The organism is Algoriphagus boritolerans DSM 17298 = JCM 18970, assembly GCF_900108085.1.
Lineage (GTDB): Bacteria > Bacteroidota > Bacteroidia > Cytophagales > Cyclobacteriaceae > Algoriphagus > Algoriphagus boritolerans.
This window is the reverse complement of the sequence record NZ_FNVR01000003.1, coordinates 145,935-172,672: the sequence shown is the minus strand read 5'-3', so window position 1 is coordinate 172,672 and position 26,738 is coordinate 145,935. Positions and strand designations below refer to the sequence as shown.

Sequence of the window (26,738 nt, the reverse complement as noted above, 5' to 3'; positions counted from 1 at the left end):
ACCTAGTAGGCTTATTGCCTTTTTCAAGGCCACGGAGAGGAAAAGCTGAAGCTTTTCAAGTGGAATCAAGTAAATGCCAAAGGCATGGCCCGTAATAGGCCGATATGAAACGCCGGGATTCATGAATATGTTTTGTCTCGAATGCTGAAGGCACGATCCGTGTTTTGAACCACCGAAAGCGCGAAGTGAAAATTTATAAAATCACCTTGAGACAAGTAGCGAACCACAACAGATTTTCGTTTTTAAAGTATGATTTGTACAAATCTTATCCTAAAACCATTACTTTTTGCCATTGCCACCGCATGTATTTTCCTGTCTGGATGCCAGTCTGATATGGAACCTATTGATTGTTATGAGATTGAGGTGATCGGACCTGATAGATGTGGGGGTGGATTGCTAGTTTCCGTCAAAAATTCTAATGTACTTGGTGAAACCATTACCTATTACGACGGGAATTCATATTTAAATGTGATTCGAATTTTCACTTTAGTTTCAATACCAGAATCAAGAATTGGATTTGTAAGAATAAGAGATTTTGATACTAATGAGGATGAAAAAAACTTTGCTAGAATCTGTCAATGGCTATATGCACCTTACCCTGTCCCTACAAAAGTCGCAACCTTTTGGAGTGAAGCCCCTTGTTGATTTTTATGACCTCTTTTTGCCACAAAGCCCCAAAGGCACTAAGTTCTTTTAAATTCGAGCTCCTGGATGACTCAGATGGGCACAGATGCAAAAAAAGCAAGAGCTTGTTTTAAGCTTCTGCTTTTTTTTTGAATTAATAAAGTTCTAAATGCTTTGAGTTAGGATAAATCAAATCCTTTGTGCCCTCTCATTTTACTTCCGTGTTCTCCGTGGTTAAAGTTTTAGGTAGTTTAATTATTTCTTGATTGGCGTTTCGTCACACTCCACATCACCGGCCACATACTGCATTCCATCGAGGTAGAATTGTAGCAAATCCGGATTTTCGAAGCTTTGGGCATTGTGCGAAGGAGAGATGTACATCACTTTTCCTTTCCCTTCTGTCCGGATCCAGGCAACATACGTTTTGCCTTCTGTGAGTTCCTGACCTTTGCGCTGGCCTTCGATCTCCGCATTATTGAAGTAGAGTAAAGGCTTGAAGTCTCGTTCGGCGTAGGCATTTTTGTAGAAATAGGGCTCATCCACATGATTAAAACCCTCTGCCGGAAAAGCCTGAACCAGTGGATGTTTTGGATCTTCCAACCTTACTTGAATGGCTTGTTGTTTGGGGTGGTAGTCAAAACTCCCCCCAATGAGCCGGCTGAATTCCCAGGAATTGTTCAGCATCGTATTGGCTCCATGAAGGACGAATAATCCACCTCCGTTTTCTACAAATTTTCTCAAGTTGGCCTCCAATGCCAAAGCCTGTTGCATGACTAAAGCAGAATCAGTTCCCGATTCTTTAAGTTTGTCCCAAAAGAGATTACGATGGTCTGGTTTGGAATTGGTATTGTTCAAGACCAGCACATCGAATTTCTGCAGGTTTTTCAATTCCATCATTGCAATATCTTTGCTGCCGGTCACGGAAAATACTCCGCTTTTTTCTCCAAGAATTTTGACCATTTCCTCGGTATGCGGTCTCACCCAATGATCAAATCCTGTGTGTAGTGAGAATACCAACACCTTTTTCTTTTTAGCTGGGAAAGTGGCTTTTTCAGGAGCCAAAGCTCGAATTTTATCCTTCCAAGCTTGGTCTAGGGTGACTTCGGGGAGACTTTGGGCACAAGCTAAATGCAGGGAAAAGATGGAAACGATTGCGTAGAAAATAATCCGCTTCATAGGTTATTGGGTTCAGTAAGTTGATGCTTTATTGGAGATTTTAATAACTTGAAATCTAAAGTCCCAATAACCTGAATTTTCTATGTGTTTCAAAAGATTATTCCTGCTGTCTTTCATATTTTCCCTTTTTTCTACGGCATCGTTTTCGCAAAAAGTGGAGTTGAAGGAGACTCCCAAAGGAATAGATTTCCTGATTGACAATCAGCGCGTTTTGACTTACCAAACCGCCACAGCTGATGTGCCTGAGGGAGTAAAGCAGGATTTCAAAAAATCAGGCTTCATCCATCCCATTACCTCACCGAGTGGCCAGGTATTAAGCAGAATCCAGCCTCCGGATCACTACCATCACTATGGAATCTGGGGTCCCTGGACACGTGCCACGATCAGTGGGAGAGAGGTGGATTTTTGGAATTTGGGAGATGGAAAAGGACGGGTCGATTTTGCAAAAGTGCTATCCAAAAAGGTAGCCGGAGGAGCTGCAGAGCTGACTGTCCGACAAAATCACCTGGATCTCAAAGCGCCTGAAAGTGAGCGACTGGCCATTGAAGAAGATCTGCGGATCAAAGTAAAACCAGCCGACAAAGGGCGCTATATGGTGGACTACACCACGACGATTTTCACAAAAATTCCCGGGGGGATTCTTTTGGATGATTACCGCTATGGAGGTGGTATTGGTTTCCGCGCCACCGAGCTTTGGGGAGATGCCAACAGCAGTATTTTGACTTCGGAGGGCAAAGATCGAAAGGATGCCGATGGCTCCAATGCCAAGTGGATTATCGTCAAAGGGAAAACAGCAGATGTCTCAGGCCAAAGCGGGATTTTGTTTCTCAGCCACAACACCAATAAGTCCCATCCTGAACCTTTGCGGGTTTGGCCGATCGGACAGTATAAGGGCGAGGGAAATGTGTTTATCGAATTTTGCCCGATCCGCCATGAATCTTGGGAGATTCAACCTAATGAGCGCTACAGCTTAAAATATCGCCTGATTGTTTTTGATGGTGATTTGACGGCCGAGGAGGCTGAAGCCTATTGGAGAGCATTTGTGAAATAATTGAACCCGATTTAACCGGATTATAAAATTATGGAAAGAAGAGATTTTATGAAAAAGTCAGCACTAGCAACAGCTGCTTTCGGATTCCCAACGATTGTGCCTGCATCGGTTTTTGGAAAAAATGCACCAAGCAATAAGATCAACATCGGACAGATCGGATGTGGTAGAATCGCACGCGACCATGACTTACCGGGTACCTGGAGACATGATATCGCTCGAATCGTAGCCGTATCGGATGTAGACAGTAAGCGGATGGCAGATGGTAAGAAGCTGGTGGAGGAGTATTACACCACTAAGCTAGGGGAGAAATACATGGATGTGAAGCAGTATGGAGATTATCGCGAGATGCTGCTCAATAAAGATATCGACGCTGTAATTATTTCCACTCCGGATCATTGGCACTCTCAGCCGGCAATGGAAGCAGCTCTGGCAGGAAAGCACATCTATGTGCAAAAACCCACTTCCCTTACGATTAGAGAAGGCCGTCAATTGGTAAACGTGGTAAAAAAGACTGGAGTAGTCCTACAGCTTGGGACCCAGCAGCGCTCCAGTGAGCAATTTCGCATCGCTGCGGAATTGGTTCGAAATGGTCGAATAGGGAAGCTTCATACGGTACGTATTGGTCTTCCGGGCGATCCAGCCGGTCCCGATGCGCCTGCTATGCCGATACCTTCCAACTTAAATTTTGACATGTGGCTGGGTTCTACTCCTGAAATACCGTACACCGAGATTGGAGTTCACCCGCAGAATGACTACAGCAGACCAGGATGGTTGAGGCATGAGAATTACGGAGCAGGTATGATTACAGGCTGGGGACAGCATCACTTTGATTCGGCAGCTTGGGGAATGGACACCGAACTGACCGGCCCTAGGTACATCGAGGCAGTAGCCGAATTTCCACGTGCGGGTTTCTGGAATGTTCACGGCGACTTCATGGTGAAAGCAGAATATGATAACGGCATCATGATGTTCACATCCGGAGGCTATCCAAACGGGATCCGATATGAAGGCACCGAAGGTTGGATTTGGGTTTCCAGAGGAAATTACGTCGCTTCATCTTCGGATCCTGTCGTAGCGGGGAAAAGTTCCAAAGCTTTGGATGCTTCTGATCCAACGATTCTTCAGTCTGTTATTGGGGAAAATGAAATTAGACTGACCCGGAGTACCGAACATCACGGGAATTGGCTGGAAGCAATTCAAGGAAAGAGCGAACTTCTTTCTCCAATCGAAATTGGCCACCGATCTTGTTCCGTTTGCTTGGTTAGCCATATTGCCATGAAGTTGGGCAGAAAATTGGCTTGGGACCCTGTCAAGGAAGAATTTATCAATGATGCCGAGGCTAATTCTTATTTAAGCAGACCACAGCGTGCGCCTTGGGGAACAGATTATGTGAAAGTTTAATGTGACGGATGTCGGGTGTCCGGTGTAGGAGGCTATAAGCAAGAAGTGAACAGTGAGTGGTAAGTTGTATCGTCCACAACAGCGAAGCTTTGAAGTGCTGTGTTCTCAAAAATCTCTCTGTGGCTATTCAGTATTGAAGTTCCAAAATTGGTTGTATTCTAAAAAACCTAATTCTCTGTTTCCCTCTTTGGTTAAAATAATCTAAAATGAAATTTTCAAAAATGCTTAAGGGGGCCATTTTGGCCCTTTTTCTCGTTTCCTGTTCCAAGTCAGAAATGAAGACCGAAATTCCTGAATCAGATTCAAAAGTAAGGATCATGACGCTTGATCCGGGGCATTTTCATGCCGGATTGATTCATAAGTCCATGTACCCAGTCGTGGATTCGACCATTCATATTTTTGCTCCGGAAGGTCCGGAATTGAAAGATCATCTCAATCGGATCGCGAGTTATAATCAAAGGGCTGAAAATCCCACTGCATGGAATTTGGAAGTTTATACGGGTGCGGATTATCTCGAAAAGATGATTGCCCAGAAACCCGGAAATGTGATGATGGTAGCCGGAAAGAATGACCAAAAGATCGATTACATCCTTGCGGCAGTAGAAAATGGAATCCACGTCTATGCTGACAAGCCTTTAGTAATCAATCCTGAAGGGTTCCAAAAGCTCAAAAAGGCTTTTCAAATCGCAGAAGAAAAAGAGTTACTTCTTTACGATATTATGACAGAAAGATTTGAAATCACGACTCTCCTTCAGCGGGAGCTTTCGATGATTTCGGACGTTTTTGGTGAACTCGAAGACGGTACTCCCGAAAATCCCGCGATCACCAAAGAGTCGGTTCACCATTTCTTCAAATACGTTTCCGGCGTTCCTTTGATCCGTCCGGACTGGTTCTTTGATGTGGAAAAGGAAGGGGATGGTATCGTTGATGTGACCACGCATTTGGTGGATTTGATCCAATGGGAGGCATTTCCGGAGGTGATTTTAGACACCACTGATGTTCAGATGCTTTCTGCAAGAAGATGGGCTACGACTATGACTTTGGAGGAATTTCAAAATGTGACCGGGAAGACTGAATTCCCGGATTTTCTTCAAAAATCCCTCAAAGGGGATGTCCTGGAGGTTTTTTCCAACGGAGAGATGAATTATACCCTAAAAGGAAAGCACGCCAAAGTCAGTGTGATCTGGAATTTTCAAGCTCCTGAAGGAAGCGCCGATACGCATTACAGTTTGATGCGTGGCACCAAGGCCAACCTGATTATTCGTCAAGGAAAAGAGGAAAACTATAGACCAGCCTTGTATGTAAAATTGATTGGAGCTGACCCTTCGACTTTGGAAAAGGCCGTAAAGGAAACGCTTCAGAAGAAATATCCGGGAATTGATCTTCAGCTAATGCCCTCAGGTGAATATCAGGTGCTGGTTCCCGATTCGTATCACAACGGGCATGAGGCGCATTTTGCACAGGTGACGGAGCGGTTTTTGGAATATTATCAAAATGGTAATATGCCGGCTTGGGAAGTCCCTAATATGATCACGAAGTATTACACCACGATTTTGGCGAGAGCCTTTGCTTTAAAATAGGGGTTGGAGATAAACAGAGTAGGGTGGATTGTGTTATCTTACACTCAGCCCTATTTTTTATGCCCTATTCAAAAATTAAATACGAAGATCAAAAACTCACCGTGGCTATTGCCGGGGCAGGAGGATATATTGGTCGCTGGTTGATCAAGGAATATCGACACAAGTTCAACTTTGTAGCCCTCAGCAGACAGAAAGTCGATCAGAATCCCTATCCGGAGGTGGAATGGCGACAAGTCGAGCTTTACTCCATCACCTCTACTGTAGAAGCCCTGAAGGGGGTGGATGTGGCTATTTATTTGGTTCACTCGATGAATGCTTCCACAAGGCTCAATCAAGGAAGTTTTGAAGACACCGATTTGTTGCTGGCGGATAATTTCAGCCGCGCGGCAGAAATCAACGAGGTGAAGCAGATTATTTACCTGGGAGGATTATTGCCTGATGAACCGGAAGAAAAGCTTTCCAGACACCTGAAAAGCCGACTCGAAGTGGAGAAAACGTTGGGATCGAGGAAGGCTAAGCTTACCGCTTTGAGAGCCTCGATCATCGTAGGTCCCGGAGGCTCCAGTTTTGATATGATCAAAAATCTGGTCCGCAGACTTCCTGTGCTCATGTGCCCCAAGTGGACAGAATCGTTGACTCAACCCATTTCATTAAAAGATACGCTGACCATTATGGATTGCTGTATCGGAAACCCGAATGTCTACGGAAAGGCGATTGATAGGGAATCCTGAAGTCATGTCGTATCGGAATATGCTCGAACGGACTGCCAGGGCGATGGGTAAAAAACGGCTTGTTTTCTCCGTTCCGGTCTTTTCTCTTGGACTTTCCAAACTCTGGGTTGGTATTTTTGGTGACAGTCCCCCTCAGCTGGTTTCACCACTGGTAGAAAGTCTGAAGCACACGCTGACAGTTTCTCCCGAACTTGCTTTTAAAGAAAAAGAGATCGATTATCAATCTTTTGAAAAAGCTTGTGAAGTGGCTTTGACTGAAACTGATTATCCTTTGATGCCTTCTTTTTTCAAAACCAAAGGCGTGAAAAATACGGTAAGATCCATACAGCGAATGCCAAACAAAAATCGTCATTCCGCACTTTGGGTGGCAAATCGCTACAATATTTGGCTGCCAACTTTTTTTAGATTTTTGATCAACGGAAAGGTCGGCAAGAATGGGGATCTTGGATTCTATCTCCTCTGGGGAAAGAAACCCATGTTGCAGCTTACCATGATTCCTGACCGAAGTGATTTTGAAAGGCAACTATTTTACATCTCGGGCGGTTGGCTAGTCAAGCGATTCGATTATGGTTGGCTGGAGTTCAGAGAAGTTTTAGACAGCCGATACATCATTTCTGCCATTCATGAATTCGTCCCAAGATTACCTTGGATCGTATATATAAATACCCAAGCGAAGTTGCACCTTTGGGTAATGAATCGATTTAAAAAATACCTGGAGAAAAAATCCTATTGATCAGTCAGAGGATAGCGGTTCAAGTGTGAAAACCCAAAAAAAATAGAGAAATTAGAGTATGATGAAAAATTTGATTTTTAGAAATGGAGACAAACTTCCCATTCTAGGCCTCGGTACCTGGAAAAGCAAACCTGGTGAGGTTAGACAGGCAGTTTATTGGGCCATAAAAGCCGGTTACAGACATATCGATTGCGCGGCAATCTACCAAAATGAGCGCGAGGTAGGTCAGGGAATAGCCGATGCTTTGGCAGATGGATTGGTGAAACGTAAAGACCTTTTCATCACTTCCAAACTTTGGAATGACAGTCACAGACATGAGGATGTCAAACCAGCACTTGAAAAAACATTGAGTGATTTGAGATTGGACAATTTGGATCTTTACCTGGTTCATTGGCCAATTGCATTTAAGCCGGGAGTTGGATTTGCTACGCATCGAGAGGAGTTCTACACCTATCAGGATGTGCCGTTGACCCAAACTTGGGAAGCCATGCAGGAACAAAAGGCCTCCGGATTGACCAAGCATATTGGTGTTTCCAACTTCAATCAAGTAAAATTGAATGAGATTCTGAGCATGGGAGGAGAGGGACCGGAAATGAATCAGGTAGAAATGCATCCATTTTTGCCTCAGGAAAATCTGGTTAAGTTCTGTACTGCCCATGGAATTTTGATGACAGCTTATTCTCCTCTTGGCTCCCCCGATTCCAGAGCTGAGCGTCACAAAAATGATCCCAGGCTACTTGATAATTCCGTGGTAATGGAAATTGCAAAAAAACATGGAGCAAGCGTGGGTCAAATTTTGATTGCCTGGTCAATTTCAAGAGACATTGCTGTAATTCCTAAATCCGTAAATCAGGATCGCATCATTGAAAACTTCAAATCTGCCGAGATTACGCTGGATTCTGGAGATTTGGACTTGCTTGCCAATATCGGAGTCAGCCATCGATTCATCGATGGAAGTTTTTTCACAGGACCGCAGAGTCCTTATATATTAAGTGATCTATGGGATCAATAAACAAAAACCCCGGCTAAGTCGGGGTTTTTGTTTATTCTTCGATTTCCAGCTTTTCAAGGATTTCTGCAAGTTTGTCCAAATCTTTCAGCCCAGGCTTGAGTTCTTTGCCACCACTGAGCGAAATACCATAAATCCCCGTTTCCTCCACAAGTGACTGAACATTTTCTACGGTAATGCCAAAACCAAGGATTACACGACAGTCTTCTGCCAGTTTCTTAATTACTCCAAGATCCTCCCCGGATAGGTTTTCATCAATTGATACAACATGAAAAATTATACCTGATTGGTTAAGCGTCTTGGCGACATCAGGTTCTATCCGTCTCACTTCTTCCAGATTCATTTTATAAATCAATCCGTATCCTTTCCCTACCAGCGCTTCCAGCGCTTCGATTCGATCATATTCTATCCAGGAGATTGCCGGATATTTTTTTAAAATCTCACTAATAGCCGGATGGAATTCGTGTGAAAATTCACCGACAAAATCAACTCCTGATACCCATCCGCTGATTTCGTTGAACTGCTCCGGGCTCATGAAGTTTTGGGACGAATCATCCAAATCAAATCCTAGTAAATCGACATACATTCCGGCTCCATATCTGGCGTCGGTGAGGTTGGTTACGCTGTTTATTTTTACAAAAGTACTTAGTGCCATGCGTCAGTTGAATAGAGTGCTAAGGTAAGCAGGTCAAATTTCTCAGGAAAGGAAATGAGCGGGTTCTAAAAAAATCCACATTTTTCTCATTAGCCGAAAATTGCATGTATTTTTAATTTTTAAATTGAGTTATGATTAAACCTTTACCCCTATATCTGTTAGCTTTTTTGGTGCTATTTGTATCCTGTGATCAGGAAAAGGAGACTCCGAATTTCGATGTTGATCAAGATTATCAGCCTCTTGAGATCGGTAATTTTTGGATTTATGAAGTGGACGAAACAATTTTTTTTGGAGAAAATGATTCAGAAACTGATCAATTCTTCTATCGTGACAGGGTGCGAACATCGTTCCTGAATGCTGAGAATGAAATGACCTATATCGTTCAGAGATCAAAGTCCCCAAATCGCCAAAACTGGGTGACTGAATTGGAGTACACCTTGTTATTTCGGGACAGATCTCTGCTGAGGACCGTAAATAACACCCCGATTATTCCTTTGGTTTTTCCTCCTACCATGGGTCGTATTTGGAACGGAAAAGCATATCAGGCTGAAGGAAATGATGATTTCGAACTGGTTGAAGCAGAGCCTGGAGTCATTTCCGGCTTTGAAGGAGTTGAATTAGTTCGTGTCAATCAGGAAAATTTGGATGATAAGATTACGACACGGGATATTCGATACGAAATATTCGGTAAAGGAGTGGGGCTATTGGAAAAATACGATGAAGTGATAACCTATTGCTCCCGAAATGATTGTTTAGGACAGGAATTGATAGATGGTGGCAGCAAAACTCATTTGAAATTAGTGGAGTATGGGAAGGATTAAATTTGGTGTTGGACTTTTGATCTCCCTGTTTTTGGGATTGGAGGCTCAAGCCCAAGATCGCTACGCAGTGTATTTCAAATTCAAGCCTCAGACGGATTTTTCCCTTCAAAGTCCACAGGAATTTTTGACGGAAAAGGCGATTCAGCGAAGAAATCGGGAAGGGATTCAGGCAGACAGTCTGGATCTACCAGTTTCGGCAAAATACCTGGATGAAGTAGGGGGAATTGCAGAATATGTACTCTTCGCCAGTAAATGGATAAATGCTGCGGTTTTGGTTGCAGATGGGGCAGGAATTTCAGCAATTGAAGCTTTGCCTTTTGTAGAGAAAGTTGAATTAGTGGGTATAGGCTTTTTGGCTTATCCGGGAGCCCGAATTCAACCCGAAAAAAATATCTTTCAGAGCCTGGAGAGTCCCAAATTGAATACTCGGGAGCTGGCATTGGCTAACAACACTTATGATTTTCAAAATCAACTGATTGGTATTGACAAAATGCATGAAGAGGGCTTTACTGGCGAAGGGGTTACTGTAGCGGTATTTGATGCAGGATTTCCCGGAATTAATACCGCCTCGGCGTTTTCGCATTTGTTTACCAACAATCAGATCCTAGGTCAACGTGATTTTGTCAGACCATGGAATGCTGAGGTTTTCATGGACAACCAGCACGGGACGAATGTACTATCGCTGATCGCTGCCAATGAACCTGCAAAACTAGTCTCCGGAGCTTATGATTCAGATTACATTCTGGTGATCACAGAGGAAGTAGCCACAGAATACCGTGTAGAGGAATTCAACTGGGTGCGAGGGGCTGAATTTGCTGATAGTCTTGGAGTCGATATCATCAACAGCTCGGTTGGTTATTGGGATTTTGATGATCCGAGCATGAACTATACTATTGAAGATTTGAATGGGAAGACGGCTGCAATTACCAAGGGTGCTGCGATTGCCGCTCAAAAAGGAATCCTGATCGTCAACAGTGTCGGAAACTATGGTGGGAGAGGAACGTCTAGTTTAGTAGCACCTGCCGATGCAGAAGGAATAGTGTCGGTCGGTTCGGTCAATGCTGATTTGACTAGATCGGGCTTCAGTTCTCAGGGGCCAACCGGTGACGGAAGACTGAAGCCAGAATTGGTGGCCTTCGGTGGCACTCCGGTTTTAATTCGTTCCAATGGAACTCCAGGTTCGTCCAGTGGCACTTCTTTTTCTGCTCCTCAAGTTGCAGCTTTGGCAGCGGGTTTATGGCAAGCCAAACCTGAATGGACCAAGGATGAATTGATCGAAAAACTATTGCAAAGTGCCACTCAATTTGAAAATCCGGATAACCTTCTGGGGTATGGAATTCCAAACTTCTACGAAGCACTGTATGGTGAAATTTTATCAGTGGAAGGGGATGAAGAGGTCGAATGGAAAGTTTTTCCGAATCCCTTGGCAACTGACGAACTTTCCATTCATTTTGGCGACGGTTTGAGCAGTACATTTGAGTTGATTGATATGACGGGAAAATATTTGATTCAAAATGAATTGACCCGAATGGACTCCAAAACCCCTTATCGGGTTCAATTCAGCGGAATCAAACCGGGGCTATACCTGATTCGAATGCGAGAAGGTGCTTATTTCAAGCAGATAAAACTGATTCGTTACTAACTGAAATCTCTTCTGGAGGATAGTCCTCCTATTTATAAATCAAAAAACTGGCTATGTCTATTTTAATTTCCCCCTCTATCCTTGCTGCAGATTTTGCCAACCTCCAGAAGGAGGTAGAAATGTTGAATTCTTCGGAGGCAGACTATATCCACGTGGACATCATGGATGGGGTTTTTGTGCCGAACATTTCTTTTGGAATTCCGGTAACGGAAGCGATTCATTCCCATGCAAAAAAACCACTTGATGTTCATTTAATGATTGTCAATCCTGATAATTATTTGGAGTCGTTTCGTAGGGCAGGGGCGGAAATTATTTCTGTGCACTATGAGGCCTGTGCACATTTGCACAGAACTGTCCAAGCGATTCATTCCCTGGGAGCAAAAGCAGGTATAGCGATAAATCCACATACTTCGGTAAATCTTTTGGAGGAAATTATAGCTGATATTGATGTGGTTTGCCTGATGTCGGTCAATCCGGGTTTTGGTGGACAGAAATTCATAGAAAATACCTATTCTAAAGTTTCAAGACTCAGGTATTTAATTTTGGAGAAGGGATCATCTGCCAAAATTGAAATTGATGGAGGTGTAAACTTGAACAATGCACCAAAGCTCATTGCCTCAGGTGCGGATATCTTGGTGGCGGGAAGTTTTGTATTTAGCTCAACAAATCCGCAACAGACCATTGCCAATCTCAAGTCAATTTAAATTTAGGTCTTTTAGGATATGCCGCTTATCATAAAATATCTTAAAAGACACTTTAAATTCTTGCATCCTTACTTTTGGAGGTTTTTATTGCGATTTGTTCATTTTAAAACTACACTACATATGAAAAAGACATGGATGTTTTTGCTCCTTTTTGGAGGATTGAATTTAGCGGGATTTGCACAGGAAGCTACTGAAGCAGCAGCAGTTACAGATGAGGATCTAAAAAAGTTTGCGACAGTGGAGGTGATGACTTCTGAGTTTGTGGAGAAAAAGACGGAAGAATTGAAAAATATGATTCTTAACAACGAAGTCATCGACGGAGGAGCCAGATATAATGAAATCAAAGCCGCTTGGGGAGATGCTGCAAAGGAAGCCGAAATCAACCTGACTGACGAAGAAAGAGCTGCTTACGCAGCGATCAAAGAATTTCAGGATTCCCTTCAGCAATCGGTGGTAGACTACAAAACCGAATTGATCAAAGATGACACGGTTTTGGGAGTATCTATTTACAATAAAGTAAACGGAGCGATCAAAGAAGATCCGGCTATGAAAGAAAAACTAGATCAGCTTGTCGCCGAAATGAAAGTGAAAGACGACGGTGACGTAGAAAAATAAATTAATTCCTTGATTGGCAAAAGATTTGAAGGAGCTTCCGGAAAAGAAGCTTCTTTTTTTATTTTCACACCAACTGAACCGGTTTTTCGTTACCAAAGCATGACTTTCAAAAAAACTTTCCCGCTCGCACTAATTCTTACTCTTTTCCAAATCACTGCTTGGGCTCAGGAAGATGACATTTTTGGAATCAGTAGCAAAGCCAAAAATCCTAAAAGTGAATCGGGTGTTGGTAATGTTTTCAGGAATGTCATTGAGATGTTTGCCTTGGAAGTGTCCACCGGAGCGGCTTACCATCAGATAGGCACTGCATTTTATGCTGAAAACCCTGGTTTATATCCCATTACCCAGTATCAAAACTTCGAAAATTCAGATTTTTCAATTCAGGATACTCTTTCACTCTCGGGCGAGGAGTGGATAGTTCCCCTCGTCAATGGCGGAGTCAGGATCAATTTGTTTAACCTCCTGACTGTCGGTGGTGGCTTTGGGAGAGAGTGGGGAAATTTAGCTCCTATGAGAGGTAATGACCATGAATTTGCGTTTGAAGGTGCTAGCTATCAAATCAGCAAGACCTATGGTACAGTAGGTCTGGTATTGTATGATGCTAAGCGACGTCAGGGATTTCTGAAATGGCAATATCGAAGATACAGTACGAATAATATTTACATGCAGTCGGAGCTTAGACAGCGGGCCCGGCAAAATTACCCATGGAGATTTATTTTGGAGGGAGAGTTTGGAAAGATGAAACTTAAAAATTCGGTTGATCCTTCACTTTTGATGGGTGCAGTTCCTTATGTTCCCAGACTGGCCGTGTCTGAGGATCCATATTTTGGAGTTTCATTGCGCGTGGAATATGACTTTTCGGAGTATGCCAAGTTATTTCTAAAAGGTGGAGGGGAGTTTAGAGAGTTTACTTACGCAGCTTCTGATTATTCTGAATTTCAAAACATTAATCAGGATGTCTACGGACTTCAGGCGGGTTTGGCCATCAAAATTCCCGGTACCAAAAGGTGCAAAATTCAAGGCTGTGGTGTAGTGATGAAGCACATGCATAATGGTATAGAATACCGTGGAAGCTCGATTTTTAATATGCAAAATCGCAAAGTAGGACAGTGGTATTGATGTAAAACCGCTGAAATAACCTTTGAATCGAGGCTTTCGAAACCTTGCCTTTTTTACTATCTTGCGGCCTAAATCGACCCCTGAATTAGCATTATATGGCTCAAGGAGAAAACGAGAACATTATCCCAATTAATATTGAAGAGGAAATGCGTGGTGCCTACATCGATTATTCGATGTCGGTCATTGTTTCCCGAGCACTTCCAGATGTCCGAGACGGACTCAAGCCAGTTCACAGACGTATTCTGTATGGAATGCAGGAACTGGGAGTATTGCACAACAAACCCTATAAAAAATCCGCAAGAATCGTAGGTGAGGTTTTGGGTAAATACCACCCACACGGAGATTCGGCTGTATACGAAACGATGGTTCGTATGGCTCAGGATTGGTCCCTTCGATACACGATGGTGGACGGTCAGGGTAACTTTGGATCCATCGATGGAGATAATCCGGCTGCGATGAGGTACACCGAAGCGAGGCTTAAGCGCATCGCTGAGGAATTGCTGGTGGATATCAATAAGGAAACGGTTGATTTTCAATTCAACTTTGACGACTCCTTAAAAGAACCGACGGTTCTTCCGGCCAAGGTTCCGGCCTTGCTTCTGAATGGCGCATCAGGTATTGCAGTAGGTATGGCAACCAATATGGCTCCTCACAATCTCGGAGAAGTCATCGACGGGATCGTGGCCTATATCGAAAATCGAGACATTACCATTGCCGAGCTGATGAAATTTATCATTGCTCCGGATTTTCCTACAGGAGGAATTATCTATGGCTACAACGGCGTAAAAGCTGCTTTCGAGACCGGTAGAGGACGAATAGTAGTCAGAGGCAAAGCTAATGTTGAGATCAAGGACGGTGGCAACCGTGAGATGATTGTGATCACCGAAATTCCATACATGGTCAACAAGGCCAATATGGTTGAGAAGACCGCTGCTTTGATCAATGAGAAGAAAATTGAAGGAATCTCCGCAATACGTGATGAGTCTGATCGGTCCGGGATGAGGATCGTGTATGAGCTGAAGCGGGATGCTATTTCAAGTGTGGTACTGAATAATCTTTACAAACACACTGCCTTACAAACTTCATTTTCGGTCAATAATGTAGCCTTGGTCAAAGGAAGGCCCTATACGCTGAACCTTAAAGACCTGATCGTTCACTATGTCGACCACAGGCACGAGGTTGTAGTCAGGAGAACAGTATTTGAATTAAAAGAAGCGGAGAAAAGAGCCCATATTTTACAGGGTTACCTGATCGCTTTAGACCATCTGGATGAGGTGATTTCTTTGATCAGAAATTCTTCGGATCCTGAAACGGCCCGAAATGGCTTGATTGAACGGTTTGAGCTTAGCGAGATTCAAGCACGTGCGATTCTTGATATGAGATTGCAACGGCTTACCGGAATGGAGCGCGAAAAAATCATCCAGGAATACAAAGAAATCATGGGGTTGATCGAGGAATTGAAAGAGATTCTCGGTAATGAAGAAAAACGGATGGAAATCATCAAGGCCGAGCTTCAGGAAGTAAGGGACAGATATTCCGATGACCGTCGTACCGAAATCGAGCACAACGCGGAAGATTTCAGCTACGAAGACATGATTCCAAATGAAGAGGTGGTGATTACGGTTTCTCATCAAGGCTATGTGAAGCGAACTGCTTTGACTGAATACCGAACACAAGGCAGAGGTGGAGTTGGTTCCAAAGGTGTCAGCACCAAAGAGGATGATTTTACCGAGTACTTGTTTACAGCTTCGACACACAACTATTTGTTGATTTTCACTGACAAGGGAAAATTATTCTGGTTGAAAACCTATGCCATCCCTGAAGGCGCAAAGACTTCGAAAGGGCGGCCGATTCAAAATCTGATCAATATTGAATTAGATGATAAAATCAGATCAATTATTCAGGTGGAAAGTCTGGATGATCAGGATTACTTGAACAATCACTTCTTGGTGATGATCACCAAAAAGGGAATCATCAAGAAAACCACGCTTGAGCAATACAGCCGACCACGTACCAATGGAATCATTGCGCTGAATATCAGAGAGGATGATCAGTTGGTCAATGTCAATATGACCAATGGAAGACAGCATATCGTAATCGCCGTCAAATCAGGTAGGGCAATTCACTTCCCTGAAACATCAGTTCGCCCGATGGGAAGGACTGCTACGGGAGTGAAAGCGATAACGTTAAATCAAGATAAAGATTATGTCATTGGCATGGTTTGTGCCTCAGAGGAAAACGCCACGCTATTGGTAGTCTCAGAAAAGGGCTATGGAAAACGTTCTGACCTTGAAGAGTACAGAATTACCAATCGGGGTGGAAAGGGAGTGAAAGCAATGAATGTTACGGAAAAAACCGGAGCTTTAGTTGCAATTAAACAAGTGACTGATTACGACGATCTTATGATCATTAATAAATCTGGTATAACAATCAGAATATCCATGGATCAGTTAAGAGTAATGGGTCGTGCGACGCAGGGTGTGAAGTTGATCAGAGTAGGAGAAGGAGATGAAATTTCTTCGGTAGAAAAGATTTCTAGAGAAGAAGAAGAAGAATTAGAAGATCCGACTTCTCCTGATCTTGAAAATCAAACACCGGAATCGCCAGAAGAAACAACTGAATAACCAAACAATTAAGAATTAAGAAAATGAAAAAGCTGATTCTCTCTATGGTCCTGATTGGGGCAACCACCCTTGCCTTTGGACAAAAAAAAGTATTAAGGGAAGCAGAGAAGGGATTTAAATCCGGTGATCTGCAAACTGCCTTAACTGCCATTGATGCTGCATCCACTAACCCTGAAACCAGTGGAGATCCTGCTACGCATCTGTTAAAAGCTAAGATTGAAACCAAAATTTTCTACGCCGATTCCTCTAATACGATGGAAACTGTCCAGCTGGGCTCAGCAGCTTTGGGAACTTTCAAAAAGGCGTTTGATATGGCCGGCGGTGACAAAGCTGCAGGAGTAGGCAAGGAAATCTATGAAGACGATCTTCCAGGAGTTCCTGACAATCTTCGTCCTTATTCAATTTATACCTTAAAGAATATTGCATTCGACAAAGGCATCGAGCGCTACTCTGATGATGATTTCGAAATGGCCTATGAGTTCTTCAACATGGCAGGTGAGATTGATTTGTCAGATACCACGATTCACTACAATGCCGGATTTCTGGCAAATGATCTGGGTAAATTTGAAGACGCTAAGCGACACTTTGGATACCTACTTGATGTACCTGAGTACAATAAGTTGAATGCATATTACTTCATGGTGCAAATTCTAAGCACTGAGGAAAAAAATCCCGAGGCTGCTTACGAGTTAGTAACCAAAGCTAAAGAAGAATATCCTATGGATAAAGTTTTGGCAGAGTATGAGATTCAGTTGCTACTTCAATTGAACAAGATGGATGAGGCAATGTCTCAAATCAATGAAGCTCTTGCAAATGATCCGAACAACACTGGCCTTCTTCTTAGATCAGGTTATTTGAAGGAACAAGCAGGTGATCTGGATGGTGCTTTGGTAGATTATAAAAAATCTGTGGAAGTAGATCCGAATTTCTTTCAAGGCAACTTTTATACTGGTGCACTTTTGTTGGAACAAGCTACTAAAATGCTAAATGCTCTTAACGAGCTTAGTGATGCAGAGTGGGAAAAACAATCAGAAGTAGTTGGTAAGAAAGCAGATGAAATATACAAAGATGCAGGTACCTACTTTGAGCAGGCTTTAAAAATCCAGCCAGAAAATACTGACCCCATGACCATTCTATTTCAAATTTATAGCAAACTCAAAATGACTGAGCAAGCTGAAGCTATGAATAAGAAGTTGGTTGAAAAGCTCGGCCCTAATTGGATGGATAATTAAATTGCAATTTTAGAATGAAATGTTAGAAATTATGCTTTCCGTGAAAATTTCACATCATAACCATATAATGTGAATGATTGTAAATACAAATCTTTTTAAAACCAGGCCAGAATGTTGGGCTGGTTTTTTCATATGTGAACGTCATAGTTGACATCTTAAAGGCACAATTTCCAAATATGCTTAGCAATATGGAATGTTTATACCAAGGGTGCTAATCGATAGGTGCAATCTGAAAGATGTCTACGGCAAGGTTCTTACAAGAAAAGGAATACCTCCAAAAAGACCATTTGAAGCGGGATCAAAGCCCAGCTCCAATACCTGCGAAGGAACTTCAAGACGGTCGAAAAATAGGTGGACCAGTTCGAAGTCTATCCCCTGGATCCTAGCCTTCAGCGGAAGTATTGGGTCTTCAGACCGTCTGTGCCCAACAACTGGAAATGTTTAACAAGCGTACCCATGAGGATGGATGAACGGATAGTGAGCATCCAACAGCCTCATGTACGTCCCATTGTGAGGGGCAAAGCAAGGTTCAAGACAGAGTTCGGAGCCAAAATCCACCTGAGTCTGGTCGATGGGTATTCGTTTCTGGACACGATATCTTGGGACGCGTTCAATGAAGGGAGCTGCCTGAAAGCATACGTGGAAAACTACCGGCAACGGTTTGGGTTTTACCCGGCAAAAGTTCTGGCCGATAAGATTTACTGTAGCCGGGAAAACAGAAAATGGCTAAAGGACAACGGGATTAAACTGGCGGCCAAGCCCTTGGGTCGCCCGTCGGCCGAGGCAGTGGAAAACCACGTAAGACCGGGAGAGCGGAATCCGATAGAAGGCAAGTTTGGTCAGGCAAAGACAGGATCCGGAATGAACCGGATCAAGGCCGGACTCAAGGATACCAGTCAATCGTGGATCGCTGCAATCATCTTATTGCTCAAAATGGTCAAATTGGCTGGGGAAGTACTGTTATGCCTGAGTTTTTCAGCCTGGGCAACATTCAACTATGCATTGATTGCCGTTGTAGAGGCGGTTTACAAGATTCTAGAATCAAAAAACCAGTTCAGATTAAATTCTGGACTGGTTTTGAGAATATGAAATCTTGAGTTTTTAAGCAGGTCCTAAATTATTAAATAACCTTTTAAGTTAAAAAAAAAACTTTCATGTAAGTATTTAACAGATAGTTGACATGTATTTGGACTATAAATTAAAAGTTTGTAGTATTGAATATGTTTAACAACTTAAAACAAAAGAGAAATGAAAAAGAAAAGTCTATTACTTGTATGTTTCGCCTTTGTATTTTCAATGGGAATAACCTTTTCCTTTGAAAGTAATGCTGCTGATTGTATTCAGGCGAATTCAATTGGTTGTTTTGACCGGTTTGGAACCTTCTATCCTACCGACATTAAAGGGTTGCCCGATTGTTGTCCGCCGTCTCAATAAGTATGGTTTCATAGACATATATGTTCTAGAACATATGTGTCTATGTTTCCTTTAAGATTACTGCTTTTCTTTAATTTTTTTTGACTTAAGACTTAAAAAAAAAAGTAAAATTTATTATGAGTTGGTTTATTTTGTAAGTTATTATTTATGATAAATAAATTTTCATATTTTGTCTTATATTCCTGGATATTTATTTCCTGTTCGATTTCAAATAAAAGTGATAATGGAATACCAAAGGTAGATTCTACTAAATTTTTATATGATGAGTTGATAAATCCTGAAAAGGTTAGATATATTAATGATAAATTAATTGTTTTAGAAAGAGCTAATATTTCATCCGAAAATCCTCCTGTTCATGTCATCAATTCTAATAATATGAAATATCAATTTTCTTTGGGTCAGATTGGATTTGGACCTGGAGAAATATCAGATGCTAATAATGTTGATTATGGAATAGCAGATAACTCCATTAGTGTTTACAGTTCAATAGATAAGAAAATTAGTGAATTTTCCCTAGAAGATAGAGGTAAATTAGCTTTATCACAACTAAAACAAGTAGGAGACTTCTATAAGGCTTACAGTGTGCTGAGATTTTCTGATACTACTTTTTTAGCATTAATGGTTGATTCACCTCATAGATTGGTTGAATTTGATTTGAATGGAAATCAAAAAAAATACTTTGGATCTCTAGAGAATTTTACTGGGAGGAATGATTTGGATGACTTTAATTTGTCTCAAATTAATATGGGATGGTTTAGTTCCAATAAAAATCGTAGTCACTATGCAATTGCATGTATATTTTCTAATAAAATAGAAATTTTTAACGCACAAAAAGAAAAGTTAACAATGGTCTTTTCGGGCGAGATGAGAGAGTATACAGGATTTGAATTGAAACCAGACATTGCTGGTCAGTCAGTTTTTTGGGATTTGAATAGTCCGTATTTTTTTAGGGATGTAGTATTTAGTAATGACTATATATTGGCTTTATTTGGGGGTACTAGCGAGGCAGAGATACAATCATCTTCTAAGATCGCAAACAGGGTTCTTATTTATTCCTTGGCAGGTGAGTTAATTACTGAAATCGAATTAGATGTTTCTGTTAAAAGTATTGCTGTCGATGATGAGATGACACGAATTTTTGGTGTAACTACGGATAGGGATCCTGGAATCGTAGAGTTTAAGTTAGGTGATATATTCTAGGTTATAAAGACTTGTTTAAAAAATTTATTTATTTTTAATTGGGAGTTTTAATTTTAAGTTAAAAACTAAATTCTAAACTAAATGATAAGTTAAATCTCTCGATTCAAGAAAGCAAGATCGTAATAAGTGATCTCATATCGATAAGCTTACTTTTATTCTATACGTCTTTTCGAACTACCTTTTTTATGGTTATCCCTTTTTTTCAAGCATAGTAGTGATGCTTACCAACTAAATATTAGACAGTTTTATTCCAATTTTTTGATACTTTTGTTAAACTAGTCATTGGAAAGTGAAATGAGTAAATCAATTACGGTAGGAATTTTAGTAGGTCTTTTTTTTCAGCTTAATTATACCCTGGCGCAAGACACTAAATTCCAAAAAGTTATTGGCCTTGGATATGAGACAGGTCCTTTGCTTAGTAACGGCACTGATTGGGGAGATGAAATCAAAGATGCCGTCGACTATAGGGCAATAGATTTCAAGATTGGCTGGAGAAAAATCTCGAATACGACTTTCAATTATTTATACCGATACCCTACGCTTGGTTTAGGCTTTAACTCTGCCTTGAAATCCTATGAGGAAATTGGTAGACCACAATCAGTTTATGGATTTATGGAAATCCCTTTTTCGATCAAGGGGATAGACCGAAGCGTCAGCTTTGGTTATTTTACGCAGTTAGGCGTAGGATTTAATCTCAGACCTTACGATTCCATAGCTAATCCAAGCAACCGTTACATTGGCTCCAAGGTCAACGGTTACGTCAATCTTGGACTGAATACCACCATCAGTATTTCCGAGCGGGTTGATTTTTTGGTAAGTTTTGGTTTGAAGCACTATTCAAATGGTGCTTCCAAAAAGCCAAATTCGGGAATAAATCTTTTCCCAATCAATTTCTCCATGCGAATGAAGCTAGGTGAAATCTATCCAACTCCAGCCAATCCACCTGTCATTCCGGCGAAAGGGCTAAAGACATTTTGGAATTTTGCGCTCTACACAGGTATAAAGAATTATGAAATAGGCGAACCCTCCTATTTCAGAGGTGGATTGGGAATTAATTATCTTTTGGAACCCGCTTTTAAATACCGTGTCGGCTTGGGTCTCGATTTATTTTGGGCTCAGGGACTGCACTTGAGATTTCCCGAAAGAAACTTTTCATTTAGAGACCAAACCTCCCTTGCGATCGTAGGGTCCTGGGAATGGCAGCTTACAGAGCGGCTCTTTGTCCCGATCGGTTTGGGTGCTTATTTGTATCGTAACGAGTTAAATCAGGAAATAACCTGGTTTTATGAGCGGGTGGGCGCCAGATATCGGATTGGCAATCATTTATCAGCAGGGATGCAAATCAAAGCGCATAAGGCAAAAGCAGATTTTTTTGAATTCACCTTAGGGTACACTGTTCCAGGGAAAAAGTGATAGTGTTCCTTGGGAATTTATCCATTAATCACAAAATATTTTTAATTGCATCAGGATTGCGATAGCTTACCTCTTCAATAAAACCCATTATGCTCAAACCAAAGGTATTTCAGGCGTCTGTTTTCTTTTTATTTGGCTTATTTGGACACACCCTCGCACAGTCCATTCCCTCTTCTCAGATTTACCATCAATTACTACAGCTTAAAGAGACCAAAAGAGTTCTTTATATTGCTGCGCATCCTGATGATGAAAATACCAGACTCATTGCCTATCTGGTAAATGGCGAACATGCGGAAGTAGCTTACCTTAGCCTAACCCGAGGTGATGGAGGTCAAAATTTGATCGGTAAAGAATTAGGAATAGAGCTTGGTCAAATCCGTACGCAGGAACTGATCAAAGCCCGTGAGACAGATGGTGGGAGGCAATTTTTCACCAGAGCCATGGACTTTGGCTACAGTAAAAATCCCACTGAAACGCTTCAAAATTGGGAGAAGGGGAAAGTACTGGCTGACGTGGTTTGGGCCATTCGAAAATTTCAGCCCGACATCCTTATCACTCGATTCAACACGATACCGGGTGCGACACACGGACAACATACGACTTCGGCTATTTTGGCGGGAGAGGCTTTTCAGCTTGCCGGTAAGTCAGATGCTTTTCCGGAGCAGTTGAAATGGGTAAAGCCTTGGCAACCCAAGCGTATTTTCTTCAATGCATATAACTTCCGGGGAGATTTTGAACCCGAAGAGGGCAAGGACTATTATGCGTTCGAAGTGGGGGGATACAATCCACTTCTTGGTAAAACCTACAATCAGATAGCTGCCGATAGCCGCACGATGCATAAGTCACAGGGATTTGGCTCAACGGCCGGTATTGGAGCGTCTAAGGACTACATCGAATTAGTTGACGGAGAGCAATATGTGAATGGTCCGTTTGATGGAATAAGTGACCGTTGGGAGGCAATTTCGGGAGGTAAAGAAATCAAATCTCAAATTGATCAATTGCTAACCCAATTTAACTTTTTAGAGCCTGAGAAAAATGTTGCTTCCTTTTTGAACTTGAGAAGTTCGATGCTTGCCCTGAATAGTGGTGAGACTTGGGTTAAAGAAAAAGTCTCGAAACTCGATCAGCTGATTTTCAAAGCGATGGGATTGGAGTTTGAATTTAATGTGAGGAAAGAAATTGGTTTTCCAGGGGAGAAAATCAACGCTGAATTCGTATTCAATAATCCTTCTCTGACACCAGTTTCAGCTATTAACTTTCAAGTTGCCGAATCCTATTTAGTAGGTACCAAAGGCGAAGAGACTGTAAAAGCAAATGAAACTATCAATATGCCAATTGAATTAGCGTTGCCGGAAAACAGTTCTTATTCGCAACCTTATTGGCTCAAAGAACCCTTTGATGGCTCACTTTACAGGGTTTTAGATCAAACACAAATTGGTAAACCCTTTAATGATCCTCATATAGGTGGAGATCTTAGTTTTAGTATAGCCAATCAAGAATTCAAAGTCCCGGTGCAGTTGAACTATAAATTCAACGATCCTGTAGACGGCGAAGTAAAGCAGCCCTTTGTGATCGTTCCGGAAGTGGATTTGACGGTTTCAAAAGAAAATGTTTTCCTGGTTTCAGGAGCAGATCCCACGTTGACTGTTACCGTGAATTTCAGGGATCAATACCTCGAGGGTGAGCTTGATTTTGAGGGATTAGCCAGTGATCAGTTCCGTATTTTGAGCATTGAAGACATCACCCTTCAGAAACGGAGAGTGTATACTGTCTCTTTCCTTCCCAATGGTGAAGGAAAAAAGACAGTAACTGCCCGATTCAAAACTGCAGATGGGAAAAGCTATAATCAGCTTACCAAATTGATTTCTTATAAACACATTCCCAATATCACCTATTTCAGTCCGGCATCTTTCAATTTAATTCAGGCGGATTGGAAAATTTCAGGAGCTAAAGTCGGATACATTCCTGGTGCAGGAGATGATATTCCCGGTGTACTCACTTCCCTTGGGTATAAAGTAACTATGATTGGTTTGGATGACTATGATTTGGATTATTTAAGTCAGTTTAAAGCAATAGTAGTGGGTATTCGTGCCTTCAATACCAATGAAGCATTGGCAGCAAACCAACAGGCATTAATGGGGTATGTGCGGTCAGGGGGTAATTTGATCGTTCAGTACAATACAAGTTCACCGCTTCTGACCAGTCAGATTGGTCCATATCCGTTTTCAATTGGAAGAGATCGGGTCGCCGTCCAAACTTCACCCGTGACAGCGGATTGGTCTAGCCCGGTATTATCCACACCAAATCAACTGAATGACCAAGACCTTAAGGATTGGGTGCAGGAACGGGGATTGTACTTTGCCACAGCAATTGATTCGGCTTATACGACACCGCTTATCATGCAGGATCCTGACGAACCGGCAACTAATGGTTCGCTCATCGTTGGTAAATTTGGAAAGGGTATGTTTGTCTATACCGGGATCTCATTTTTCAGGCAGTTGCCTGCGGGTGTTCCTGGACCGATCAAATTATTCATCAACCTAATCGAACAGTAAAATGGAGGAGAAGCGGATCAGATGGAGAGCAATCTACCTCGGTTTGATGGCTAGTCTATTGGTCATGATTGCCTTATTTTATTGGTTAACAGTGGCATTCGCATGAGTACACTGGATTGGATTGTGCTATTTTTTACCCTGCTGTTCATAGCGGTCTATGGGGTCTATAAAACCCGGGGTAAAAAGGACCTAAACTCCTACCTCAGAGGAAAAAACTCCAATTGGTGGACCATCGGACTTTCCATCATGGCTACACAAGCCTCTGCAATTACCTTCCTGAGTACTCCCGGGCAAGCCTATGAAGATGGGATGCGCTTTATCCAGTTTTATTTTGGATTACCTCTGGCGATGATCATTATTTCGGTGAGCTTTATTCCTATCTATTACAAGCTGAAAGTTTATACCGCCTACGAATACCTTGAAAATCGATTTGACCTCAAAACCAGGACCTTAACAGCACTTCTTTTTATCATTCAGCGTGGATTGGCAGCAGGGATTACGATCTACGCGCCTGCCATTATTCTGTCGACTCTTCTAGGATGGAATCTGACTTTTACCAATATTTTTATCGGTTGTTTGGTGATTCTATACACCGTTTCCGGTGGCACAGAGGCTGTTTCCATCACGCAGAAACAACAAATGGCGGTCATGATGGGAGGGATGGTACTTGCTGGAATTATAGTAATTCAATTGCTTCCGATATCATTTCAGGAGGCACTTCACGTCGCAGGGAAAATGGACAAACTCAACGTAGTGAGTTTCGAGTTTGACTTAGCAGACCGGTACAATATCTGGTCGGGCATGACAGCTGCAGTGTTTCTTTTCCTGAGTTATTTCGGTTCGGATCAAAGTCAGGTACAACGCTACCTTTCGGGTCAGACCCTGACGCAAAGCCGAATGGGCTTGATCATGAATGGTTTTCTGAAAATTCCAATGCAATTTGTCATACTTTTTATCGGAGTGATGGTATTTGTTTTTTACCAGTTTATCCAGCCTCCGGTGATTTTCAACCAAGTCCAGACTGAAAAACTGAAGAACAGTGCCTATGCATCACAATTTGAAGCCTTGGAAAACCAATATAAGGCAAACTTTGAATCGGGAAAATTGGCCTACCAGGATATGCTTGGAGCGATAGAATCTGAAGAAACTGATCGAGTCGATTTGATTCAGGGCCAGATTAGAGCTATTAAAACCGAACAAAACGAGATTCGGGATGAGGTGAAGGCTTTGATTGTAGAAAATGATCCAGCGGCGGAGACTCGGGATACAGATTATGTATTTATGCGTTTCGTGATGGATTATCTGCCAAAAGGCCTTGTAGGTTTGCTATTTGCCGTGATTTTTTCCGCGGCGATGTCATCCTCATCGTCTGAGCTAAATGCCCTAGGGTCTACCAGCACGATTGATTTGTATAAGCGCTCGATTAAGAAGGATGCCAGTGATGCCCATTACGTGATTTCCTCCAAAGCATTTACTGCTTTTTGGGGACTTGGAGCGATTCTATTTGCTACCTATGCCTCACTTTTTGAAAATCTGATTCAAGCGGTTAATCTTCTGGGCTCCCTGTTTTATGGGACAATTCTTGGGATTTTTATCGTAGGTTTTTTTATGAAATGGGTGAAAGGCAGAGCAGTTTTCATCGCTGCATTGCTGTCTCAGGCTTTGATTTTATTCATACATTTTCGGAATGGGACGGGAATACTCGGATTCGTTTGGGATATCGGATTCCTGTGGTACAATGCTGTCGGCTGTATTGCCGTAATGCTTTTTGCGGCGATTTTACAACCATTAGTTAGGCAAAAGGCAAAGTTTTAAATGCTGATTGTTCAGATTGAATAAAGAAAAAAGCTATACCAAATGATGTTCGTTGGGAGTAGTGCTTTGTTAATTTTAACAGAGCTTTTGCCAAACCTAATGAAGCTATTAATCTTTCATACTTATGACAGCGAAACGGCCAAAGAGATTCATATAGATATTAGAGCGGAGTATATTTTTCTTTTTGCATTCCTTCAGAAAAAGTTAGAGGAAGAGCGAATGGGTAAAACAGGTAACTTATTTGATCAATGAGGTATGGAATAGAGAATTCAGTTTGGAGTGAAATCGTAGATGTTTTCCAAAGGTATCCAGAAATAGACCGGGTGGTTCTATTTGGATCTAGGGCCATGGGGAATTTCAAATTTAATTCTGATATCGATCTTGCTTTGTTTTCAAAAGATAAAAGTTTTCGTAGGTTTTTAGATTTAAATACTGACTTGGAGGATTTGGGTTTGCTTTACAGGATAGATTTAATTGATTTTAATAGAATTACAAATGAGGAGTTAAAGTCACATATTGAAAGAGTGGGGCAGATTATTTTTAATTCTTCAGTTCCCGGAAACAAAAAAGGCCTTCAAAATTTTATCTGAAGGCCTTTTTGAAT

21 protein-coding genes and 1 pseudogene are annotated in these 26,738 nt (G+C 41.9%); 20 read left to right on the top strand and 2 right to left on the bottom strand.

Annotated elements, in window-relative coordinates:
• Positions 1-249: 249 nt before the first annotated feature.
• Positions 250-645 carry a hypothetical protein gene (locus C4S61_RS04485; RefSeq protein ID WP_103923597.1) on the top strand — a complete coding sequence of 132 codons (396 nt, stop codon included), beginning with the start codon at positions 250-252 and terminating at the stop codon, positions 643-645.
• 234 nt (positions 646-879) lie between these two features.
• Here the strand turns inward: C4S61_RS04485 and C4S61_RS04480 are convergent, their stop codons facing one another.
• Positions 880-1,800 carry a ThuA domain-containing protein gene (locus C4S61_RS04480; RefSeq protein ID WP_103923596.1) on the bottom strand — a complete coding sequence of 307 codons (921 nt, stop codon included), beginning with the start codon at positions 1,798-1,800 and terminating at the stop codon, positions 880-882.
• Between the two features lie 82 nt (positions 1,801-1,882).
• Between C4S61_RS04480 and C4S61_RS04475 the strand changes: the two genes are divergently transcribed.
• The 5 genes and pseudogenes from C4S61_RS04475 to C4S61_RS04455 all read left to right on the top strand — a co-directional run bounded on the left by C4S61_RS04475 (position 1,883) and on the right by C4S61_RS04455 (position 8,308).
• Positions 1,883-2,851, top strand: coding sequence for a DUF6807 domain-containing protein (locus tag C4S61_RS04475; RefSeq protein WP_103923595.1), 969 nt, complete (start codon positions 1,883-1,885; stop codon positions 2,849-2,851).
• 30 nt (positions 2,852-2,881) lie between these two features.
• On the top strand, positions 2,882-4,252 hold the full coding sequence (locus C4S61_RS04470) for a Gfo/Idh/MocA family protein (protein ID WP_103923594.1): 1,371 nt from the start codon (positions 2,882-2,884) through the stop codon (positions 4,250-4,252).
• Between the two features lie 206 nt (positions 4,253-4,458).
• Positions 4,459-5,832, top strand: a complete 1,374-nt coding sequence (locus tag C4S61_RS04465; protein ID WP_103923593.1) for a putative oxidoreductase C-terminal domain-containing protein — start codon at positions 4,459-4,461, stop codon at positions 5,830-5,832.
• 59 nt (positions 5,833-5,891) lie between these two features.
• Positions 5,892-7,296: pseudogene (locus tag C4S61_RS22610) on the top strand (epimerase).
• A 61-nt stretch (positions 7,297-7,357) separates the two neighbouring features.
• Positions 7,358-8,308, top strand: a complete 951-nt coding sequence (locus C4S61_RS04455) for an aldo/keto reductase (protein ID WP_103923720.1) — start codon at positions 7,358-7,360, stop codon at positions 8,306-8,308.
• 31 nt (positions 8,309-8,339) lie between these two features.
• Here C4S61_RS04455 and trpF read toward each other — a convergent pair whose 3' ends face one another.
• The gene (trpF, locus tag C4S61_RS04450) at positions 8,340-8,960 is read right to left on the bottom strand and encodes a phosphoribosylanthranilate isomerase (RefSeq protein ID WP_103923592.1); all 621 of its coding nucleotides are present in this window, start codon (positions 8,958-8,960) and stop codon (positions 8,340-8,342) included.
• Positions 8,961-9,091: 131 nt separating this feature from the next.
• On the opposite strand from trpF, the gene C4S61_RS04445 reads away from it, so the two are divergent.
• The 14 genes from C4S61_RS04445 to C4S61_RS04380 all read left to right on the top strand — a co-directional run bounded on the left by C4S61_RS04445 (position 9,092) and on the right by C4S61_RS04380 (position 26,724).
• Positions 9,092-9,781: a hypothetical protein gene (locus C4S61_RS04445; protein ID WP_103923591.1), complete on the top strand. Its 690-nt coding sequence runs from the start codon at positions 9,092-9,094 to the stop codon at positions 9,779-9,781.
• Complete coding sequence (locus tag C4S61_RS04440; protein ID WP_103923590.1) at positions 9,768-11,423, top strand: S8 family serine peptidase; 1,656 nt, start codon at positions 9,768-9,770, stop codon at positions 11,421-11,423. Before C4S61_RS04445 ends, C4S61_RS04440 begins: the two co-directional genes overlap by 14 nt.
• 53 nt (positions 11,424-11,476) lie before the next feature.
• Positions 11,477-12,127, top strand: a complete 651-nt coding sequence (gene rpe, locus C4S61_RS04435; protein WP_103923589.1) for a ribulose-phosphate 3-epimerase — start codon at positions 11,477-11,479, stop codon at positions 12,125-12,127.
• A gap of 120 nt (positions 12,128-12,247) precedes the next feature.
• Complete coding sequence (locus C4S61_RS04430; RefSeq protein WP_103923588.1) at positions 12,248-12,742, top strand: hypothetical protein; 495 nt, start codon at positions 12,248-12,250, stop codon at positions 12,740-12,742.
• A 99-nt stretch (positions 12,743-12,841) separates the two neighbouring features.
• Positions 12,842-13,861, top strand: a complete 1,020-nt coding sequence (locus tag C4S61_RS04425; protein WP_103923719.1) for a hypothetical protein — start codon at positions 12,842-12,844, stop codon at positions 13,859-13,861.
• 95 nt (positions 13,862-13,956) lie between these two features.
• Positions 13,957-16,485 carry a DNA gyrase subunit A gene (gyrA, locus tag C4S61_RS04420; protein ID WP_103923587.1) on the top strand — a complete coding sequence of 843 codons (2,529 nt, stop codon included), beginning with the start codon at positions 13,957-13,959 and terminating at the stop codon, positions 16,483-16,485.
• Positions 16,486-16,508: 23 nt separating this feature from the next.
• On the top strand, positions 16,509-17,717 hold the full coding sequence (locus C4S61_RS04415; RefSeq protein ID WP_103923586.1) for a tetratricopeptide repeat protein: 1,209 nt from the start codon (positions 16,509-16,511) through the stop codon (positions 17,715-17,717).
• 351 nt (positions 17,718-18,068) lie between these two features.
• Positions 18,069-18,806 (top strand): transposase, encoded by a 738-nt coding sequence (locus tag C4S61_RS04410; RefSeq protein WP_235009796.1) that lies wholly within the window; start codon positions 18,069-18,071, stop codon positions 18,804-18,806.
• A gap of 492 nt (positions 18,807-19,298) precedes the next feature.
• Positions 19,299-20,351: a BF3164 family lipoprotein gene (locus C4S61_RS04405; protein ID WP_103923585.1), complete on the top strand. Its 1,053-nt coding sequence runs from the start codon at positions 19,299-19,301 to the stop codon at positions 20,349-20,351.
• A 294-nt stretch (positions 20,352-20,645) separates the two neighbouring features.
• Positions 20,646-21,764 carry an acyloxyacyl hydrolase gene (locus C4S61_RS04400; protein WP_103923584.1) on the top strand — a complete coding sequence of 373 codons (1,119 nt, stop codon included), beginning with the start codon at positions 20,646-20,648 and terminating at the stop codon, positions 21,762-21,764.
• A gap of 89 nt (positions 21,765-21,853) precedes the next feature.
• Positions 21,854-24,319, top strand: a complete 2,466-nt coding sequence (locus C4S61_RS04395) for a PIG-L family deacetylase (protein WP_103923583.1) — start codon at positions 21,854-21,856, stop codon at positions 24,317-24,319.
• A gap of 102 nt (positions 24,320-24,421) precedes the next feature.
• Positions 24,422-26,134 (top strand): sodium:solute symporter, encoded by a 1,713-nt coding sequence (locus C4S61_RS04390; RefSeq protein WP_103923582.1) that lies wholly within the window; start codon positions 24,422-24,424, stop codon positions 26,132-26,134.
• 99 nt (positions 26,135-26,233) lie between these two features.
• Positions 26,234-26,386 (top strand): hypothetical protein, encoded by a 153-nt coding sequence (locus C4S61_RS21785; RefSeq protein ID WP_160111202.1) that lies wholly within the window; start codon positions 26,234-26,236, stop codon positions 26,384-26,386.
• Positions 26,383-26,724: a nucleotidyltransferase domain-containing protein gene (locus C4S61_RS04380; RefSeq protein WP_103923580.1), complete on the top strand. Its 342-nt coding sequence runs from the start codon at positions 26,383-26,385 to the stop codon at positions 26,722-26,724. The genes C4S61_RS21785 and C4S61_RS04380 overlap by 4 nt, the downstream gene beginning before the upstream one ends.
• The last annotated feature ends 14 nt before the right edge of the window (positions 26,725-26,738 follow it).